This window comes from Enterobacter sp. Ap-867 (assembly GCF_011752855.1).
In the GTDB taxonomy this organism is placed as follows: Bacteria; Pseudomonadota; Gammaproteobacteria; order Enterobacterales; family Enterobacteriaceae; genus Cedecea.
On sequence record NZ_VWWS01000001.1, the window covers coordinates 1309820 to 1328134 of the forward strand.

Annotated in this window: 15 protein-coding genes; 13 read left to right on the forward strand and 2 right to left on the reverse strand. The window is 54.7% G+C overall.

Translation table 11 applies throughout. The features are described 5' to 3' along the window. Positions 1-6: 6 nt before the first annotated feature. The 3 genes from F3J26_RS06175 (at position 7) to F3J26_RS06185 (ending at position 2485) form a co-directional block, all read left to right on the forward strand. Positions 7-561, forward strand: a complete 555-nt coding sequence (locus F3J26_RS06175) for a sigma-70 family RNA polymerase sigma factor (protein ID WP_166992354.1) — start codon at positions 7-9, stop codon at positions 559-561. Then, on the forward strand, positions 558-1217 hold the full coding sequence (locus F3J26_RS06180; RefSeq protein ID WP_166992357.1) for an anti-sigma factor domain-containing protein: 660 nt from the start codon (positions 558-560) through the stop codon (positions 1215-1217). Before F3J26_RS06175 ends, F3J26_RS06180 begins: the two co-directional genes overlap by 4 nt. A 392-nt stretch (positions 1218-1609) precedes the next feature. Next, complete coding sequence (locus F3J26_RS06185; RefSeq protein WP_166992360.1) at positions 1610-2485, forward strand: glycosyltransferase family 32 protein; 876 nt, start codon at positions 1610-1612, stop codon at positions 2483-2485. 100 nt (positions 2486-2585) lie between these two features. Here F3J26_RS06185 and ansP read toward each other — a convergent pair whose 3' ends face one another. Then, a complete protein-coding gene (ansP, locus tag F3J26_RS06190; protein ID WP_008458826.1) occupies positions 2586-4034 on the reverse strand; it encodes an L-asparagine permease in 1449 nt (482 codons plus the stop codon). A 210-nt stretch (positions 4035-4244) separates the two neighbouring features. Here ansP and F3J26_RS06195 point away from each other — a divergent pair, with 210 nt between their 5' ends. The 9 genes from F3J26_RS06195 (at position 4245) to F3J26_RS06235 (ending at position 16676) form a co-directional block, all read left to right on the forward strand. Next, the gene (locus F3J26_RS06195) at positions 4245-5372 is read left to right on the forward strand and encodes an efflux RND transporter periplasmic adaptor subunit (RefSeq protein ID WP_166992363.1); all 1128 of its coding nucleotides are present in this window, start codon (positions 4245-4247) and stop codon (positions 5370-5372) included. Continuing rightward, positions 5369-8425 (forward strand): efflux RND transporter permease subunit, encoded by a 3057-nt coding sequence (locus F3J26_RS06200; protein ID WP_166992366.1) that lies wholly within the window; start codon positions 5369-5371, stop codon positions 8423-8425. The genes F3J26_RS06195 and F3J26_RS06200 overlap by 4 nt, the downstream gene beginning before the upstream one ends. A gap of 2 nt (positions 8426-8427) precedes the next feature. Then, on the forward strand, positions 8428-9114 hold the full coding sequence (locus F3J26_RS06205; RefSeq protein WP_008458831.1) for a heavy metal response regulator transcription factor: 687 nt from the start codon (positions 8428-8430) through the stop codon (positions 9112-9114). Next, a complete protein-coding gene (locus F3J26_RS06210) occupies positions 9111-10514 on the forward strand; it encodes a heavy metal sensor histidine kinase (RefSeq protein ID WP_166992369.1) in 1404 nt (467 codons plus the stop codon). Before F3J26_RS06205 ends, F3J26_RS06210 begins: the two co-directional genes overlap by 4 nt. A 191-nt stretch (positions 10515-10705) precedes the next feature. After that, positions 10706-11893 carry a macrolide efflux RND transporter periplasmic adaptor subunit EtsA gene (gene etsA, locus F3J26_RS06215; protein WP_166992372.1) on the forward strand — a complete coding sequence of 396 codons (1188 nt, stop codon included), beginning with the start codon at positions 10706-10708 and terminating at the stop codon, positions 11891-11893. Then, positions 11890-13830 carry a MacB family efflux pump subunit gene (locus F3J26_RS06220; protein WP_008458834.1) on the forward strand — a complete coding sequence of 647 codons (1941 nt, stop codon included), beginning with the start codon at positions 11890-11892 and terminating at the stop codon, positions 13828-13830. Before etsA ends, F3J26_RS06220 begins: the two co-directional genes overlap by 4 nt. A 3-nt stretch (positions 13831-13833) precedes the next feature. After that, positions 13834-15204 (forward strand): macrolide efflux RND transporter outer membrane subunit EtsC, encoded by a 1371-nt coding sequence (gene etsC, locus F3J26_RS06225; RefSeq protein WP_166992375.1) that lies wholly within the window; start codon positions 13834-13836, stop codon positions 15202-15204. Positions 15205-15339: 135 nt separating this feature from the next. Continuing rightward, on the forward strand, positions 15340-16242 hold the full coding sequence (locus F3J26_RS06230) for a DMT family transporter (RefSeq protein ID WP_166992377.1): 903 nt from the start codon (positions 15340-15342) through the stop codon (positions 16240-16242). A gap of 83 nt (positions 16243-16325) precedes the next feature. Then, positions 16326-16676 carry an MmcQ/YjbR family DNA-binding protein gene (locus F3J26_RS06235; RefSeq protein WP_166992379.1) on the forward strand — a complete coding sequence of 117 codons (351 nt, stop codon included), beginning with the start codon at positions 16326-16328 and terminating at the stop codon, positions 16674-16676. A gap of 45 nt (positions 16677-16721) precedes the next feature. On the opposite strand, the gene F3J26_RS06240 is transcribed toward F3J26_RS06235, so the two are convergent. After that, positions 16722-17192, reverse strand: a complete 471-nt coding sequence (locus F3J26_RS06240; RefSeq protein ID WP_008458839.1) for a NanQ anomerase/TabA/YiaL family protein — start codon at positions 17190-17192, stop codon at positions 16722-16724. A gap of 307 nt (positions 17193-17499) precedes the next feature. On the opposite strand from F3J26_RS06240, the gene F3J26_RS06245 reads away from it, so the two are divergent. After that, the gene (locus F3J26_RS06245; protein WP_166992381.1) at positions 17500-18297 is read left to right on the forward strand and encodes an IclR family transcriptional regulator; all 798 of its coding nucleotides are present in this window, start codon (positions 17500-17502) and stop codon (positions 18295-18297) included. Positions 18298-18315 lie beyond the last annotated feature (18 nt).

Here is an 18315-nt window from a genome sequence, read left to right on the forward strand (position 1 = left end):
AAAATTATGGATAAAACTCTGGTAGAACAGCAGGTAAAACTGATGCGGGCGGTTGCTGAGGGCGACCGCCGCGCATTTGAACAACTCTATCGCCTGACGTCCCCCCATTTGTTTGCCGTGGCGCTGCGTACCGTGCAGCGCCGGGCGTGGGCCGAAGAGATTCTGCACGATGCTTTTCTCACGGTATGGAATAAAGCCTCAGGCTACGATCCGGCCATCAGCGCCCCCGTGACCTGGCTGACCCACATCGTTCGCAACCGCTGTATCGACTGGTTGCGCAGCGGCCAGTCCCGCGCGGCAAATCAGGAAGACGAACTCGGCGACAACGCGGCCGACATTGAAAATGAAGGGGACAACGGCTGGGGCGATGAACAACAGGCAGGCCGCCTGCGCGGTTGCCTGGACAATTTGACCAGCGAGCAGCGGCAGAGCGTGGTGCTGGCCTACTACCAGGGGATGTCCCACGGCGATATCGCCGACTGGCTACAGCAGCCCCTCGGCACGGTAAAAAGTTGGATTCGGCGGGCGCTGGATCACCTTAAGGATTGCGTCGGACTATGAACAGCAGCCAAGAAATAGATAACGCCCTGGCCTCTGAATACGCGCTGGGCACGCTGCGCGGGAGTGCCCGGTTGCGCTTCGAAAAACGTCTCCATGCCGAGCCGGATCTCGCCGCGCTCGTGGGCCGCTGGCAAACCCTGCTTGGTGGCCTGGACAGCCAGACCCAGCCGCAGCTTCCGCCGGAAACAGTGTGGAAGAAAATTCAGCTTAGCCTGCCGCCCGAGCGGAATGCCGTCGTGCGCTCGCGTTGGAACTGGAACTATCTTGGCTGGGCGCTCGCCGCCGGGCTGGCTGCAGTTGCGCTGGTGCCATACTTCAGTAGCAAAGCACCGGAGCTGGCACCGCTCATGGTGCTTAACGGTGCCAGCCAGCAGGGGCAGTGGCTGGTGAGCGCCGACAGCGACCGTAAAACGCTGCGCCTGACGCCGCTGCAGCTGGCCTCCGTCTCCGCCAGCAATAGCCTGCAGCTGTGGGCTATCCCGGTTGGCGCGAAGCCCGTCTCACTTGGGCTTTTGGACAGTAAATCGGTGACCCAGGTGAGTAACGGAAACGTGACATTGTCACGAGGTGTGACGATCGCCATCAGCCTGGAGCCGCAGGGCGGTTCGCCAACCGGGCAGCCGACGGGGCCGGTAGTGTATAGCGGGGTGTTGTGAATAAGTTTACTGCGAATGTGATGGCGATGAAGTTCTGTTCACCGAAAGTGGGGGCCGCTGGGAAAACGGAAAATATAGCCGGCTCTCCACTCTGGGTCAGACCGCGGAAAACCCGCGGTGTGCAATTTAAGCAGCGTTTTTTTGATTTTTTTGTCTGGGTGCAAAATATTGCAGGGCAAGCAATTAATCGTGTTATTAGAATCTTAATTAATGCTCTTTAATGTCTCAATCAACATAGTTCGAAATTATTAAGCTAGTTCTTGTTGAACTTATGCTTGCTGGCATTTAATTTATATTTGATATTTACTCCTGATTGCTGTGAGGTTTTTTTAAAAATAGAAGCGTAAAAATAATCTAATACTAAATAAATGACAATTTTAACGGAGTAAAGGATGTATCCTAAAAATGCACATTACATTTGGATTGGCAATCAACCATTACCACAATACGCAGTAAGTAATATCATACACTTCAAATCAAATAATCCACATTACACAGTCTATCTTTGGACCACCAATCCACACAGAATAATTAATGATGTCATTAACTTTGGTTACAGTTCTCGATTTATAAGCCTGATAAATTGCCGTGGTTTACCTGATATGACAGGATATGTTCAATCCGCTATTGAGCGGGAAATGTCTGATAGTACTTACCATAATTATGCAGCAGCCTCTGATATTTTACGATTGGTCATTTTAGAAAAATTCGGCGGTATTTATATGGATGTTGATGTTATGGTGTCCGGTAGCCTTGGGCTAATATCTCCAGAAAGAATAAGCAGTACTGGTGCGTCTGATATATTAATACATCAGGAGGTGCTGGATAATAAAACACGATTATCCAATGCAGTTATTGTCAGTCAACCAAATACTAATACCCTGAAAAAAATGATTAACTATGCAATTGCGCCCTATACGAAAAATCACCTTTATGAAATGGGATTTGGTCGAACTGCGGGTAAGGATTTATTAAGAAAGGCATTAAGCGATTTGAAAGAAATCCCATTAAGGGAAATAATGTGGGTAGGAAAGAGAGCAGTACCTTCTCTTCGCCATCAAATAACTATATATCTGACGGGGCCAGGGTTAATGGATGCATACCTTCAAGCCAGTGGTTTAAGTCAACGTTTTAAGACAACAAAAATACTCAAAGAACCTGCTCGATTTGGACAACGGGAAAATAACTTTACCGGAACCTGGATGCGGGGCATGAACGGTAAAGGTGCATGGGTAGTTCCTGCCAGAAAATTTAACAGTACCATTTAACTGATAATCCTACATCGTAGGGGTGGACTGACCCCATAGAGGTAAAGATATACTGGTTTATCCCCTCTCCCCGGTGGGGAGAGGGTTAGGGTGAGGGGCACTACTCGTGGTGATCGTGGACCTGCTGAGCCACTTCATGCACGCGCTTACGAGCGCCAAACCAGCCCAGCGTCAGCAGAATCGCCAACACCGGAATAGAAGCAATCGTGAACGTCCCGTTCGGGTAATCCATCGCCATCAAGACCAGCACGCCAAGCAGGAACAGCAGCGTCAGCCAGGAAGTAAACGGCGCGCCCGGCAGCTTGAAGCTCACGTCGTCCGCTTTCCCTTCTTTAATCGCCTTGCGCAGGCGAATCTGGCACAGCACGATAAACGCCCAGGAGGTGATGATGCCCAGAGACGCCATATTCAGCACGATCTCAAACACCTGCGAAGGCACCAGATAGTTGAGGAACACGCCAAGCACGTACACGCCGCTGGTGACCAGAATCCCGGCATACGGCACCTGATTCTTGCTCATTTTCGACATGAACTGTGGCGCGGAACCGCCCATCGACATCGAACGCAGAATACGCCCGGTGCAGTACAGGCCGGAGTTCAGGCTGGAGAGCGCGGCGGTTAACACCACGATATTCATCACGTCGCCGATGTAAGGCACGCCGAGCTTCGAGAAGAAGGTCACGAACGGGCTTTGTCCCGCCTGATAGGCGTTCCACGGCAGCAGCAGAACCAGCAGCACCACGGAGCCAACATAGAACAGGCCGATACGCCAGATAACGCTGTTAATGGCCTTCGGCACCATGGTTTTCGGGTCTTTACATTCCCCGGCGGCGGTACCTACCAATTCGATAGAGGCGAAGGCGAACACTACGCCCTGAATCAGTACCAGCGCAGGCAGCAGACCGTGGGGGAAGAGACCGCCGTTATCGGTTATCAGATGGAACCCGGTGCTGTTACCGTCAATCGGTTTCCCGGTGCCGAGGAAAATGGTGCCGACGATCAGGAAGGCGACGATAGCCAACACTTTGACCAGCGCAAACCAGAACTCCATCTCGGCGAACCATTTCACGCCAATCATGTTCATCGCCGCAACCACGGCGAGCGCGCCGAGGGCGAAGACCCACTGCGGCACATCGCCGAACGCGCCCCAGTAATGCATGTAGAGCGCCACGGCGGTGATGTCCACGATACCGGTCATCGCCCAGTTGACGAAATACATCCAGCCGCAAACGTAGGCGGCTTTTTCACCGAGGAATTCACGGGTGTAGGAGACGAAGCTGCCGCTGGACGGGCGATGGATAACCAGCTCGCCCAAAGCGCGGAGGATGAAGAAAGAGAAAATGCCGCAAACCAGATAAATTAACGCCAGCGCGGGCCCTGCTGCCTGCAGGCGCGCACCTGCGCCGAGGAACAGGCCGGTACCGATGGCACCGCCGATAGCAATCATCTGCACGTGGCGATTGCCCATCGCCTGGTGATACCCCGAGTCCTGAGAATTCAACCAGCGCCGTTTGGCGGCGCGGTGTTCCGCTTCAGTCTTTGTTTTCATTGAGATTCCTGTCTGCCTTTGAGTTAAAAAGCGCCGTCCTTTTCCGCCCGTTAATTCTGGCTGCGGAGGCCGTGAAAAAGAGGGCGAGGAATCCTGGCAGAAAATTGAATGAGAAGCAAAATTACAAACTTGTCATTTTAGTGGCGGCGTTCTGTTGGTGTGACGGGCGTAACATTCCTGCTATACCGGGACTCAGAGAAGCGCTGCATCATGAACATAAAATGGTCAAAAAAAGGGCTGGCGATGGCCTGCGTGCTGGCAGGGGTGGCAGGACTTTGGCTGTACTCCCAGGCCTCATCGCCGGCAACGCAAAAGAAAACGGCGCTGCCGAAAGTTAGCCTGATAGCCGCGGCCAGCCAAACGCTGCCGCTAACGTTCTCCACCCAGGGGCATCTCGTGTCGCTCAATGAGGTGGATATTCGCGCGCAAATCACCAGCCCGGTAAGCCAGGTTGCCTTCCACGAAGGGGATTTTGTTAAGCAAGGGCAGCTGTTGTTTGTGCTGGATGATGCCGAAGAGCAGGCCGCGCTGGGTCACGCCCAGGCCCAGTTGGGGGTCATTAAAGCCGAGCTGGATAAAGCCGCTCGCGACCTCAGCCGTGGCCAGCCGCTGCTGAAAACTCACTACATTTCGTCTTCAGACTGGGATGCGCTGGTCAGCGCGCAACAGCAGGCGGCGGCGCAGTACAAGTCCGCCCAGGATGATATACACACCGCCCAGGCGCAGCTCGCCTATACCCGCATTTACGCGCCTGTTAGCGGCAAAACAGGCGCATTGAACGTGCATATCGGCAGCCTTGCGCAGCCGGGCAGCACGTTACCGATGGTCAGTATTAATCAGTTTGACCCGATTGGCGCAGAATTTACCCTGCCGGAGCAGGATCTCAACGCGGTGGTCGCCGCGCAGCATCAGGGGCCGGTGGAGGTGCAAGTGACCGACGCCAGCGGAAAACCGGTGACCGGCACGCTCAGTTTCATTGATAACACCGTCAGCCAGGACAGCGGCACGGTGAACTTTAAAGCCCGCTTTGCGAACGGTGAAAACCAGCTCTGGCCGGGGGCCTATCAGAACATTACGGTCAGCGCGGGCAGCACGCCGAATGTCGTTGTTTTACCGCCTCAGGCCGTGCAGGACGGCCCCGACGGGCATTTTGTCTACGTTATCGACGCCCAAATGCACGCCACAACGCAACCGGTCACATTGTTGCGCATCCAGCAGCAAATGGCGGTGGTGAGCGGCATTCAGCCCGGCATGAAAGTGGTGCTGGAAGGGGCCAACGCCCTGCGTCCGGGAATGGCCGTGAAGGTGGTTAACGCGCCAGCGGGGTCTGCATCATGACATTTGCCGAACAATGCCTGAAACGGCCGATTGCCGTGATGCTGCTGTGGCTGGCGGTGATGGTCGCCGGCGCGGTGTGCTGGTTTAAACTGCCCATTGCCGCGCTGCCCAACTACGACACGCCGACGATTCAGGTCAGCGCTTCGCTTTCCGGCGCCAGCCCCGAAACCATGGCTTCGTCGGTGGCGACGCCGCTGGAGAAAAAGCTGTCGACCATTCCCGGCGTGGTGAACATGACCTCCAACAGCCTCGAGGGCGCCACGACTATCGTCATTGAGTTCGATCCGTCCCGGGATATTGATTCGGCGGCGGTGGACGTGCAGTCCGCGCTGTACCAGGCGTTAAAACAGCTGCCGTCGCAGATGACCACGCCGCCGTCATTCCGCAAAATTAACCCGGCGGATGCGCCGATCATTCAAATTGGCATCGATTCCCCGTCGATGGCGCTGTCTGACCTGAACCGCTTCTCGGATGACCTGATCTCACCGGCGCTTTCCACCCTGAACGGCGTGGCGCAGGTGACGGTGCTGGGGCAGAAACGCTATGCCGTGCGCGTGGAGGTCAACCCGGACAAGCTGGCGGCGACAAATCTTACGCTGGAAGATGTACATACCGCGCTCGCGGCCGCCAACGACAACTCACCGATAGGCGAACTGGACGGTAAACGCCAGATGGTGATGCTGCAAACCAGCGGCGATTTGCGCAACGCTGCAGACTTCGCCAAAGTCATTGTCGCCACGCGAAACGGCCAGCCGGTCAGGCTATCAGATGTGGCCACCGTGCAGGACAGCATTGAAAATACGCTGAGCTACAGCGCTGTGAACGGTAACCGCGCGATTGTACTCAGCGTGCAGCGTCAGCCCGGCGCGAACATTGTTTCCACCATCGATGCCATTCGCCAACTGATGCCTAAACTGCAGGCGCAGATGCCGTCTTCGGTGAGCGTGAAGTTTCTGAACGACCGTTCGCTGTCGATCCGCGCGGCGATTCATGACGTGACGTTAACTCTGCTGTTGACCATCGCCCTGGTGGTGATGGTGATCCTGATGTTCCTGCGCCATATTCGGGCGACGATCATTCCTGCGCTCAGCCTGCCCATTTCTCTGCTCGGCGCCTTCGGCCTGATGTACGCCTTTGGCCTGAGCCTGGACAATATCTCGCTGATGGGGCTGACCATTGCCGTAGGCCTGGTGGTGGACGACGCGATTGTGGTGCTGGAGAACATCATGCGCTACATGGAAGAAGGGGAAACGCCGTATCGCGCCGCGCTGAAAGGGGTGAAAGAGGTAGCATTCACTGTTATCTCCATTTCGCTTTCCCTGGTGGCGGTGTTTATTCCGATCTTCTTTATGCCGGGGACGATTGGCCTGCTGTTCCACGAGTTTGCCTATGTGGTGTCGCTGACGATTCTGGTTTCGGCTGCGGCATCGTTGACCATTATTCCTTTGTTGGTGCCTAAACTTATTCGCGAGCACACGCCGGAAGACAAACCTGAACCGCGCTGGAGCCTGGTCTTTGAGCGTGGGTTCGAAGCGCTGCGCCGCCAGTACGGGAACGGGCTGGAATGGGCCGTGTCTCATCGCGTGATTATGATCGGCGTCGCGCTCAGCACGATTGCGCTGACCATCGGCCTGTACTGGTTTTCACCGAAAGGCTTCTTCCCGCAGGAAGATATCGGGCAGATCACCGCCAGCATTGATGCGCCGCAGGATATGTCCTATCTCGGTCGGCTGGGCGTGGCGCAGCAGCTGGGCAAAACGTTGATGAAAGATCCGAGCGTCAGCGACGTCCTGACCCGCGTTGACCACGACACCACGCAGTTAAGCCTGACGCTAAAAGATCAAGGCCAGCGCGCGCCGCTGTATGCCGTGCTCAAACAGCTGCGTTCGGAAACCGGCTATTTGCCGGGCATTAAAGTTTACTTTAGCCCGGTGCAAAACCTGCGCGTGGGCGGCCGCAGTGCGAAAAGCAGCTACCAGTACACGCTGCAGGCGGTCAGCAGCGGCGATACCAGCCTCAACGACTGGGCCAACCGGCTGATGGCAGAGATGCAAAAAAGCGGGGTGTTTGTCGGCCTGAATACCGACGCCCAGCTCAACGGGCTACAGGCGCAGTTGGTCACCGACAGAAACAAAGCTTCGCTGATGGGCGTGGATATTCAGCAGATTCGCGACACGCTGTATGACGCCTTCGGGACTTACCAGGTGTCGACAATTTATGCCCCGGAAGACAGCTACGAAGTGATCATGGAAGTGCAGGAGCCGTTCCGACAGGACGAAAGTGATTTGTCGAAAATCTATGTCCGGTCATCAAGTGGGGCGCTACTGCCCATCACCACCTTTACAACGATTTCGCGCACTCAGGGCGTGACGGCGGTCAACCACCAGGGGCAGTTGCCGGCGATTACGCTTTCGTTCGACCTTGCGCCGGGGAAATCGCTGTCGGATGCGACGGCGGCCATTGCCCAGGCCCAGCAGGCGATTCATCTGCCGTCTTCGGTGTTTGGCACCTACGCCGGGCAGGCGGCGCTGTTCCAGCAGTCCCAGAGCAGCCAGATCTGGCTGATTGTGCTGGCGCTGGCGGTGATTTACGTGATTCTCGGCGTGCTGTATGAAAGCTGGATCCACCCGCTGACCATTCTGCTTGGTCTGCCGTCGGCGGCAGTGGGCGCGCTGCTGGCGCTCAGGCTGTTTAATCTCGATCTTACGTTTATCGCGATGATTGGTATTCTGCTGCTGATAGGTATTGTCAAAAAGAACGCTATCATGATGATAGATTTCGCGTTAGTGGCGCAGCGTGAGCACGGCATGACGCCGCATGATGCCATTATGCAGGCCTGCTTGCAGCGGTTCCGCCCGATTATGATGACCACGCTTTGCGCCATCATGGGGGCCATCCCCATTGCGCTTGGCCTGGGGGCCGGGGCCGAGCTGCGCCAGCCGATGGGCGTGGCGATTGTCGGGGGGCTGCTGTTCTCGCAGCTGATCACCTTGTTTATTACGCCGGTTCTGTTCCTGCTGTTTGACGGCAACCCACAAGGAACGAAGGAGTGACGATGAAAATTCTGCTGGTGGAAGATCAGAAAATGGCCTCGGAGTACATTGCCAAAGGGCTGCGCGAGAACGATTTCGTGGTCGACGTCGCCGGGAACGGTATCGACGGCCTGCATTATCTCCTGACCACTGACTATGACCTGGCGATCCTCGACGTGATGCTGCCCGGTATTGACGGCTGGAAGATCATTGAAATGGCGCGGCAGGCCGGAAAACAGACGCCCATCATGTTTCTGACCGCGCGGGATGATGTGGAGGACAGAGTCCATGGCCTCGAACTGGGCGCGGAAGATTATCTGATCAAGCCCTTTTCCTTTAGCGAGCTGTTGGCGCGTGCACGGGTGATTCTGCGCCGCTCCGCGCCACCCACCGCCATTCTTGAAGAAAATCTGCTGCAGGTGGGCGATCTGAAGCTCGATTTTCTGCGGCACAAAGTGTCCCGCGCTGGGGTGCGAATAGAGCTGACGCAAAAAGAATTTTTGCTGCTAAGCCTGCTGATGCGCCGCTCGGGTGAAGTGCTCTCCCGCACGGTGATTGCCGAGCAGGTGTGGGACATGAATTTTGATCCGGAAACGAACGTCATAGACGTCGCCATCCGCCGTTTGCGCAACAAAATTGACGACGGTTTTGAGGATAAATTACTCCACACCCTGCGCGGCGCGGGGTACGTGCTGGAATTACGCGGATGATAAAACTGTCGCATTTGTCGATCACGGCGCGCCTGACGCTCTACTTCTCCGTCACGATGGCCATCGTGCTTTACAGCGTGTCCGGCGTGCTTTATTCGACCATGCGCCAGCAGCTCAACCATAAAGATGAGCTGGAGCTGCAAAGTTCTATCCAGTTCCAGCAGGAAATTGCCACGGCGATTGGCGAGCGCCAGGACAACGGGGAAGAGTGGCAAACCGAGCTGCTGGAGTCCGTGGTGCGGCAGGAGCGCCTGTCGCTGCGCATCTTCAGCCCGGAAGGTAAGGTGTACGCGCAATCCAACAATATGGTTATCCCGGAGCAGGACTTTCCGCTGCCGGGCCCCGGGTTTAGCTACCGGGAATGGCATTATCGCGCAGAGAATATCCGGCAAAAATACTTAATTACCTCCACGCTGTTCACCCTCAAAAATAACCAGAAATGGCTGGTGCAGGCGGCGCTCAACGTCTCCGGCAACAACGAAATTATCAACACCTATTACAAGCGAATGCAGTTTTTCGCCGCGTTGGCGATTCTGCTGTTTGCCGCCTTTGGCTGGTGGCTTGCCCGAAGGGGATTAGCGCCGCTGCGCACGATCACCACTGAAATTGAGAAAATTCACGCCAACGATCTGCATACCCGGATCCTGGATCAGCGCTGGCCGCCGGAGCTGAACGCGCTGGCGGCGTCGTTTGACCGCATGATGATGCGCCTTGAAGCCTCGTTCCATCAGCTAAATCGCTTTTCCTCGGACATTGCCCACGAGCTGCGCGGGCCGATAAATAACCTGATCTCGGCCGCCAGCGTCATTCAGACAAAGGATCGCAGCGCCGAAGAGTATCAGGACACGCTGGCGGCAATCATTGAAGAGGGCGAACGTCTGTCGCGCATGATCTCCTCTATGCTGTTCCTTGCCAGGGCGGACAACAGCCGCGAAGTGCTGAATGCCGAATGGCTCAGCAGCGCCCATGAATTCGAAAAACTGATTGGTTTCTACGACATTCTGGCAGAAGAAAAAGAGATCACCCTCGAAAGCCGGGGAGACGTTTCATTCTATGCTGACCCGCAGCTTATCCAGCGCGCGCTTTCCAATCTGCTCTCTAATGCGCTGCGCCACACGCCAGAAAAGGGACATATCACGCTCAGTGCAAAAATTGCCGATGAACGGGTGGTATTGAGCGTGAGTGATAATGGCGAAGGCATCAAACCCGAACATCTGCCGCTGATTTTTGATCGCTTTTTCCGGGGAGAAGCCTCCCGCAGCGCCACGGAAAACACCGGACTGGGGCTGGCGATTGTGAAAACCATTGCGGAACTGCACGGCGGCAAAATCAGCGTGGTCAGTGAGCCTGGGCGAGGTAGCACGTTTACGCTGTCATTGCCGCTGCACGACAAAGCCTGAGTACCGCAGAATAATCTCTTCTGGCAGGAACAATATTACGCGGCATGAGTCTCAGTGACTTAACAGGTAGCCTTTTGTGCCGACCTGACTAAAATCCAAACAGATGAAACGTGTTTAGCTCCAGTAGAGACTGGGGCGTTCACTATGAGTTTCTGGGATCATCGCTTTTATTGTTATGGAAAACCTGCCCAATGCTATTGAAACACTTTTCTCGCCGTGCCATTGCCGTGGCCGTGGCGCTGATAATTGCCCTCACCATCGCTCTGTTCTTCTTCCTTAGAAGCCCCGATACGCCTGATTATGTCACGGCTCCTGTACGCAAGGGCGATATCGAAAACTCTGTCCTGGCAACCGGTCGAATCGATGCTATCGAACGCGTTAACGTCGGGGCACAGGTTTCAGGCCAGGTCAAGTCGCTCAAAGTGAAGCTGGGCGACCATGTCACCAAAGGGCAGTCCATTGCCGACATTGATGATGTGCCCCAGCGTAACGACCTGCGTAACGCCGAAGCCGCACTCAATGTGGTCAAAGCCGAACTGCAGGCTAAGCAAGCGCTCCTGAAACAGTCTGAATTGCGGTTCAAACGCCAGCGGCAAATGCTGAGCGAGGACGCCAGTTCGCGCGAGGATTTTGAGTCTGCGGAGGCTACGCTCGCCACTACACGGGCGGAATTACTCTCACTGAATGCCAGGCTTGTCCAGGCGCAAATCGAAGTAGATAAGAAAACCGTCGATCTGGGTTATACCCGAGTCGTTGCGCCAATGGACGGCGTAGTTATTGCCGTGGTCACGCAGCAGGGGCAGACGGTGAACTCCAGCCAGAGTGCGCCGACGATTATCAAGCTGGCTCGTCTCGATGTGATGACCATCAAAGCACAGATCTCTGAGGCCGATATCACCCGTATTTCTCCAGGACAAAAGGCCCGTTTCACGATTTTCTCTGAGCCGGACAAGCACTATGACGCGACGCTGCGCACCGTTGAACTGGCGCCAGAGTCGGTAATGAAAGATGACTCTCTTGCCGGGAGCAGTTCGGCATCAGGGTCTGGCACCTCAAATGCTTCCGTTTACTACAACGCGCTGCTCGACGTGCCCAACCCAGACAATCGCCTGCGTATCGCGATGACGGCACAGGTCACGCTGCTGGCCGGTGAAGCCAAAGATGCGCTGCTGGTCCCGATTCAGGCCGTGCATAAAGCTGAAGGGAATAAGCAGGAGGTGCAGGTGCTGCTGGCTGACGGCAGGCTGGAAGCCCGAGAAGTGAAAACCGGGATCACCAACAGCGTCGATATTCAGATCCTCGAAGGGCTAAAAGTCGGGGAAAATGTCGTGCTGTCACAGCCGGGTGAGAAAGCGCCTGGGGAAGGGTTTGTGCTGTGAGTAACATCATCGAGCTGAAGGGCATTAGCCGGACCTACGGTAACGGCGGTCAGGCGCTGACCGTGCTGAAAAATATCAATTTGACCATCGCCGCCGGGGAAATGGTGGCGATCATCGGTGCATCAGGATCGGGTAAGTCGACCCTGATGAATATCATGGGCTGTCTCGACGTGCCCGACAGCGGCGATTATTACATTGGCGGGCAAAATGCCGCCCAGCTTTCGCCGGATGAACTGGCCCGGGTTCGGCGGGAGCATATCGGCTTTATCTTCCAGCGCTACCATCTGATGCCCGACCTTAGCGCACTGGGCAACGTTGAGATCCCCGCTATTTATGCCAACACCGAGCGTGACAAGCGCCGGCTGCGCGCCGCCGCACTGCTTGGCAGACTGGGCCTGGAAGGCCGTGAGCATCATAAACCCGGCGAGCTTTCTGGCGGCCAGCAGCAGCGCGTCAGTATTGCCCGCTCGTTGATCAATGGCGGGGAAATTATTCTGGCCGATGAGCCAACCGGCGCGCTGGATTCTCAGTCAGGCCAGGAGGTCTTAGCCATCCTGAGCGAACTTAACCAGCGCGGTCATACGGTCGTGATGGTGACCCACGACATGAAGGTGGCCCAGCACGCTCAGCGCATTATCGAACTGCGAGACGGTGAAATTATCGCCGATAGCGGCAGTAAGGTCACCGCCACGCAAACTTTGCCGCCGCCTAACCGTACCCGCCAAAGCCGCTGGCAAAGTATGCTCGACCGCACGCGTGAATCGCTGCAAATGGCGCTCAAAGCGATGAATGCGCATCGTTTACGCACCACGCTCACCATGACCGGGATCATTTTCGGTATTGCCGCCGTTGTGACCGTCGTGGCACTGGGCGAGGGCGCGAAGCAAAAGACGCTGGAGAATATTAAAGATCTGGGCACCAACGTGGTGAGTATCTATCCCGGGCGAGACTTCTTTGATGACAGTATTGAGGGCATTCGTACTCTGGTTCCGGCTGACGCGGAGGCGCTGGCAAAGCAGGGATTTGTCGATAGCGTCAGCCCGGAGGTAAGTGCCTCAGACAACATTCGTTTTCTGGGTAAGTCTGCAACCGCGTCTATCAACGGCGTAGGGCGAGATCACTTCCGCGTTAATGGCATTCAGCTTCTGGAAGGAACCACCTTCAGGGACGACCGTACCGCCCTGCAGGAGGTCATTATTGATGAAAATGCCCGCAAAGCGCTGTTCGACGCCGCCGGATTGCAGGCGCTGGGGCAAATTGTTTTTCTTGGTTCCGTGCCGGCACGGGTGGTGGGCATTGCCCAAAGCAATAACCGGAGCTACGCGCCAAACCGCATTACCGTGTGGATGCCCTACAGCACGGTGATGTACCGCATGGTAGGCAAGCCGGTGCTGACCAGCATCAGCGTCCGGCTGAAAGACAATGTGGCAAACGAAGCGGCGGTGAGCGCTATCTCCCAGCTACTTACTCAGCGCCACGGCGTAAAAGATTTCCAGCTCTATAACTTCGAACAGATCAGAAAATCTATCGAGCGTACCTCGATGACCTTCAGCATTTTAATTCTGATGGTTGCCTGCATCTCGCTGATGATCGGCAGTATCGGCGTGATGAACATCATGCTGGTGTCGGTCACCGAACGAACCCATGAAATCGGCGTACGAATGGCGGTAGGCGCCCGGCGGAGCGACATCATGCAGCAGTTTATGATTGAGGCCGTATTGGTCTGCCTGATTGGCGGCGCGTTAGGTATTGCGCTGTCGTATGCCGCCGGAGCGCTATTTACCGCCCTGGCCGGCGGGATGTTCACGGCTATTTATTCGTGGCAGGCCGCCGCCGCCGCGTTTTTCTGTTCAACATTAATCGGCATGATCTTCGGTTATCTCCCCGCCCGCAAGGCGGCAAGGATGGACCCGGTCGTTTCACTGGCCAGCGAGTAACCTATGAAATTTTTATCACCTTTGGCTTTGTGCCTGGCTGCCGCGCTGAGCGCAGGCTGCGCAAATACGCTTAAAAGCGACTATCACGCTCCGGAAGTACGCTATCCCGCCAGCTGGGACAAGAGCGATGCTACCCGCGACCTGGCCCCGTTTGACTGGCAAGCGTTTAACGATCCCCACCTGGATAACTGGCTGCGCCAGGTTATGGCCAGCAATAACGATGTCGCGATTGCCGTACTGCGGGTGTATCGGGCGAGACTCGACGCGGAAAGAGTCGGTATCACCAACGATCCCGGGCTCAGAGGTTCACTGGGCGTAGACGGGAAAAATCAGCTCAATAACTCGTCAGGCTGGACAAAAAGCAGCGCCGCGAGTCTCAGTACCAGCTATGAGCTTGATCTCTGGGGCAAAATAGCCCGCCAGCGCGATGCGGCGGAGTGGGCAACTCATGCCAGCGAAGAAGATTTACGCGCCGCACGCCTGACGCTGCTTTCAGAGGCCAGCAATAATTACTGGCGCATTGGCTTTGTGAACCAACAAATCAATGTCCTCCTGCAGAGCATCGGCTATGCAAAAGAAACGCTTCGCCTCGCCGGGGCTCGTTATCGTGCAGGAGGTGCTTCCGCGCTGGATGTTGTGGACGCGCAGCAAAGTTTACTCGCGCAGGAAAATCGGCTCACTGGATTGCAGCGAGAGCGCCTGCAGGTTCTGAATCAGCAGGCCGTTTTGCTGGGTACCGCTCCGGGCAGCTCAGTGGTTGAGCCTACAAAACTGCCCGACGGCCCTCTGCCGCAGGTTAACGCGAACATTCCTGCCAGCGTACTGATGCATCGGCCCGATATCAGCGCGCAAGAGTGGCGGGTGCGTGAAGCCCTGGCCAATGTTGATATACGGCGCACCGAATACTATCCCGCATTCACCCTGACGGGATCGCTTGGTTCCGGCAGTAGCTCGCTGCTAAACGTGCTGCATAATCCCCTCGCTTCCGTTGGCGCAAGTCTGACGCTGCCGTTCCTGGAATGGCGGCAGCGGGGCGTGGAGGTGAAAATTGCCCGTAACGATTACGAACAGCGGGTGCTGGCGTTTAAACAGTCGCTTTATAAGGCGATGAGCAGCCTTGAAGACGAACTCTCCCTGCGCGATCAGCTTCTGGCTCAGGAGATAAGACTCCGGGAGGGGCTGGATCTTGCGCGTAAGTCTGAGCGCTTGAATGAGGTACGTTACCGCCAGGGCGCCGCGCGTATCTCATTCTGGCTAGATGCCCAAGAGAAACGCCGCCAGGCAGAGCTATTGCTGGATGAAAATCGCTTCAACCAGCTCCAGAATCTGGCAAAAATTTATCTCGAGTTTGGCGGGTCGTCTGCTTTCCCCTAAATCTTGCTAACTAATTCTCCCCAAACAGAAAACGGTTTTTCTTTCGCGGATGCTCGTTTAAAGTTTTGCTGGCTGAATGGGTTTCAGCCAGCAAAATAATAAACAACCGTTTATTTTATGGGGAAGGGTGAAGGCATGCGTGTGTCAGATTATATCCGGCTGTTATTTCTTGCCGCGGTGTGGGGAGCCAGCTTCCTTTTTATGAAAATAGCGGCACCAGAGTTCGGGGCGGTAAATACGGCCTTTTTAAGGGTGTTTTTTGGCTGTACAGGGCTGGCGGTGATTCTTTTCACCCTGAGATCATCCTTCCGCTTTGAGGGGAAATTCCGTTCGGCGCTTATTCTGGGCGCAATTAACTCCGGGCTGCCCTTTTTTATGTATTGTCTCGCCGCAAAATGGTTACCTGCCGGATACTCCGCCATTTTAAACGCCACCACGCCGCTTATGGGCGCCATTATTGGCTTCTCCTTCTTTAGTGAGAAATTAACGGCGCGAAAATGGCTGGGCGTAGTGCTGGGCCTGGCAGGGATAATGGTGATTACATCGGTCGGGGATGCGCATTCCAGCGGGGAGAAGATCGCCGGAATTATCGCCTGCCTGGTGGCCACGAGTTGCTACGGTGTGGCAGGTTTTTTAACCCGCCGCTGGATCTCCAATAAAGGCGGGCTTGACCCTAAAATCGTCGCCTTCGGCAGCCAAATCGGGGCCACACTTTTCCTGTTACCGTTCTTTACCTGGAGCGTGGCGACCGGTCCGGCAATAAACTGGCTGCAGGGCGATGTCTGGCTCAGCGTGCTGGGTCTGGGGATCCTCTGTACCGCCGTGGCCTATATTTTTTACTTCCGCTTAATTGCCGATATCGGGCCGCTACGCAGCCTCACGGTGACTTTTCTCATTCCCCCGTTCGGTGTGTTGTGGGGCTACCTCATTTTGCATGAAACCATTAGTGAAGCGTTTATCATCGGGGCTGTCATTGTTTGTTTCTCCGTCTGGCTGGTGATAAGCCCGGACAAGAAAACGCTCACCGCAAAAAGTTAACCCTGGCACCGGCTGCGAATAATTGTGGTTATACTAGCCGCGAGCCGGATAAGGTTTCCGGGCTACGCCGTGAAGGAAAAACAATGCAACGAGAAGCGCTGTTCACTGTGGTATTTGACCGGTATCAGGTTGAGCCCGACTACCCGTGGGACAAGTTTAAGGACTACGCCGTGCTGCGCCATCGCTACAAGCGGAAATGGTTTGGCGTGGTGCTGAGTATTTCCGCCGCAAAGCTGGGGCTGGAAAGCGATGAAGTCGTCGATATTCTCAACGTCAAAGTGATGCCTGGCGCCGTGGGCTCGCTGAGAATGCAGCCGGGAATTTTACCAGCATATCACATGAACAAAGAGCATTGGGTCACGGTATTAATTGACAAGGTACCAGATGAATTAATCCTGGCCCTTATTGACGATAGCTTTAGCCTGACGCGTTAATTTCATTCCCCCGGACATTGCATGGAACAGAATGTCCGGGGCATATTACAAATAATTTTTCGCTATTTTAATGACCGCTTTTTTGACTGCAGCGGCATTGCCATTAAGCATGCAGAGTGGCTTGTGTACTTCGCCGGGATAGAAAATAATAAAGTCCCCGGCATTCATAGTAATCATAGTTTCATCATCCGGCGTTCTAATAAAAGCAATATCACTCCCCGCCAGTTTATCTTCCATGACTTCCGTATGCGGCGGTTTGAGGCTAAACGCCATACCTTCCTGTCCGGCCAAAACAATTTGCACGTCAAGGTATTTCTCATGATATTCCGGGAGGGCTTCAGCGGCTAACCGGGTATTCCCTTCCATGACCATCACCCACACGTTCTCTCCCGCAACATTGTATTTCCCTGCATGAGACTCAGCGTTGATGTTCTGCAAAACATAATCCAATGCCTCGGTTATTTTCGGCGGCAGCCACGGATTCAAACCTAATTCATTAATATTTCCAACAATCATATAACATCCTTTATTCAATGCGGGAGGGAACGTCTTTTTTATTAAATAGCCACCCTCGGGAGACAAAGATATCAGTAAAATAACGAACTGTGATCCGCTTCACGCATTTAAGTTATAAATAACAGGCAAGAATAATAAGTTGCATCACATAACGTTTTTTAGGCTAATTTTTGTATATCGTTTCACATATGAATCTCTAGGTTCTATATATGAAACAAAAGCAGCGTAAAACACGTTATGAAATAGGTTCGATATATAAAACAAAAAGCGTTCTATATATAAAACGAATCGCTGAATGGAAATAAATATGCATATTCCCGAGAATTTAAAAGAGAGTAAAGCGCCGGCAGCCGTCAGACTGGTGGCTATTCTTGATTTTATTGCGGAAAAAGGCAGCGCCAGTTTTAGCGAAATCAGTACCCAACTGGCTATCCCGAAAAGCAGCACCCACCATTTGCTGGAGGTGCTGTCCGCCACGCACCTGCTCCGTCTGCGCGTCGACGGGCGTTACGCTCTCGGGCTGCATCTGTTTGAGCTGGGGGGCCTGGCGGCAAGCGGGCTGGACATTCGCCTCGAGGCCATTCCTTACCTGCACGAGCTGGTCGAACTCACCGGGCTGACCTGCCACCAGGGCATTATGGAAGGTGATGAAGCCTTTTTCCTCAGCAAAATTCAGTCGCCGCAGGCGATTATATTGACGTCCTGGGAAGGGAAGCGCATTCGGCTGCATAGCACCTCATTGGGAAAAATTCTGTTGGCCTGGCGACCCGGCGAACAGGTTGAACAGATTCTGTCCAAGGCCACTTTCGTGAAGAAAACAGAGTCTACCATCACCGATAAGTCGCGTTTTATCGAGCATCTCGCCCTGGTGAAGCAGCAGGGCTGGGCCTATGACGATGGTGAGAATATCAATGAAATCCGCTGTATTTCTGCCCCGGTATTTGACGTCAAAGGCAATGTGCTTTGCGCCATCGGGCTGACGGGAATGGTTTCACAATTTACTAATGGCAAAAAAGAAGAGTATTTAAGTCATTTATTGGCAACCACTGAGAGAATATCAAATGCATTAAACTTTGGCCTGAAGTCCAGCCCCATAACTAAATAGTAAACCTGTATTAACCAG

Coding starts and splice junctions, on each gene's coding strand:
- F3J26_RS06235 (WP_166992379.1), top strand. CDS start 16,326: ATGCAACGAGAAGCGCTGTTCACTGTGGTATTTGACCGGTATCAGGTT.
- F3J26_RS06180 (WP_166992357.1), top strand. CDS start 558: ATGAACAGCAGCCAAGAAATAGATAACGCCCTGGCCTCTGAATACGCG.
- F3J26_RS06200 (WP_166992366.1), top strand. CDS start 5,369: ATGACATTTGCCGAACAATGCCTGAAACGGCCGATTGCCGTGATGCTG.
- F3J26_RS06230 (WP_166992377.1), top strand. CDS start 15,340: ATGCGTGTGTCAGATTATATCCGGCTGTTATTTCTTGCCGCGGTGTGG.
- F3J26_RS06185 (WP_166992360.1), top strand. CDS start 1,610: ATGTATCCTAAAAATGCACATTACATTTGGATTGGCAATCAACCATTA.
- ansP (WP_008458826.1), bottom strand. CDS start 4,034: ATGAAAACAAAGACTGAAGCGGAACACCGCGCCGCCAAACGGCGCTGG.
- F3J26_RS06240 (WP_008458839.1), bottom strand. CDS start 17,192: ATGATTGTTGGAAATATTAATGAATTAGGTTTGAATCCGTGGCTGCCG.
- F3J26_RS06245 (WP_166992381.1), top strand. CDS start 17,500: ATGCATATTCCCGAGAATTTAAAAGAGAGTAAAGCGCCGGCAGCCGTC.
- F3J26_RS06195 (WP_166992363.1), top strand. CDS start 4,245: ATGAACATAAAATGGTCAAAAAAAGGGCTGGCGATGGCCTGCGTGCTG.
- etsA (WP_166992372.1), top strand. CDS start 10,706: ATGCTATTGAAACACTTTTCTCGCCGTGCCATTGCCGTGGCCGTGGCG.
- F3J26_RS06210 (WP_166992369.1), top strand. CDS start 9,111: ATGATAAAACTGTCGCATTTGTCGATCACGGCGCGCCTGACGCTCTAC.
- F3J26_RS06175 (WP_166992354.1), top strand. CDS start 7: ATGGATAAAACTCTGGTAGAACAGCAGGTAAAACTGATGCGGGCGGTT.
- etsC (WP_166992375.1), top strand. CDS start 13,834: ATGAAATTTTTATCACCTTTGGCTTTGTGCCTGGCTGCCGCGCTGAGC.
- F3J26_RS06205 (WP_008458831.1), top strand. CDS start 8,428: ATGAAAATTCTGCTGGTGGAAGATCAGAAAATGGCCTCGGAGTACATT.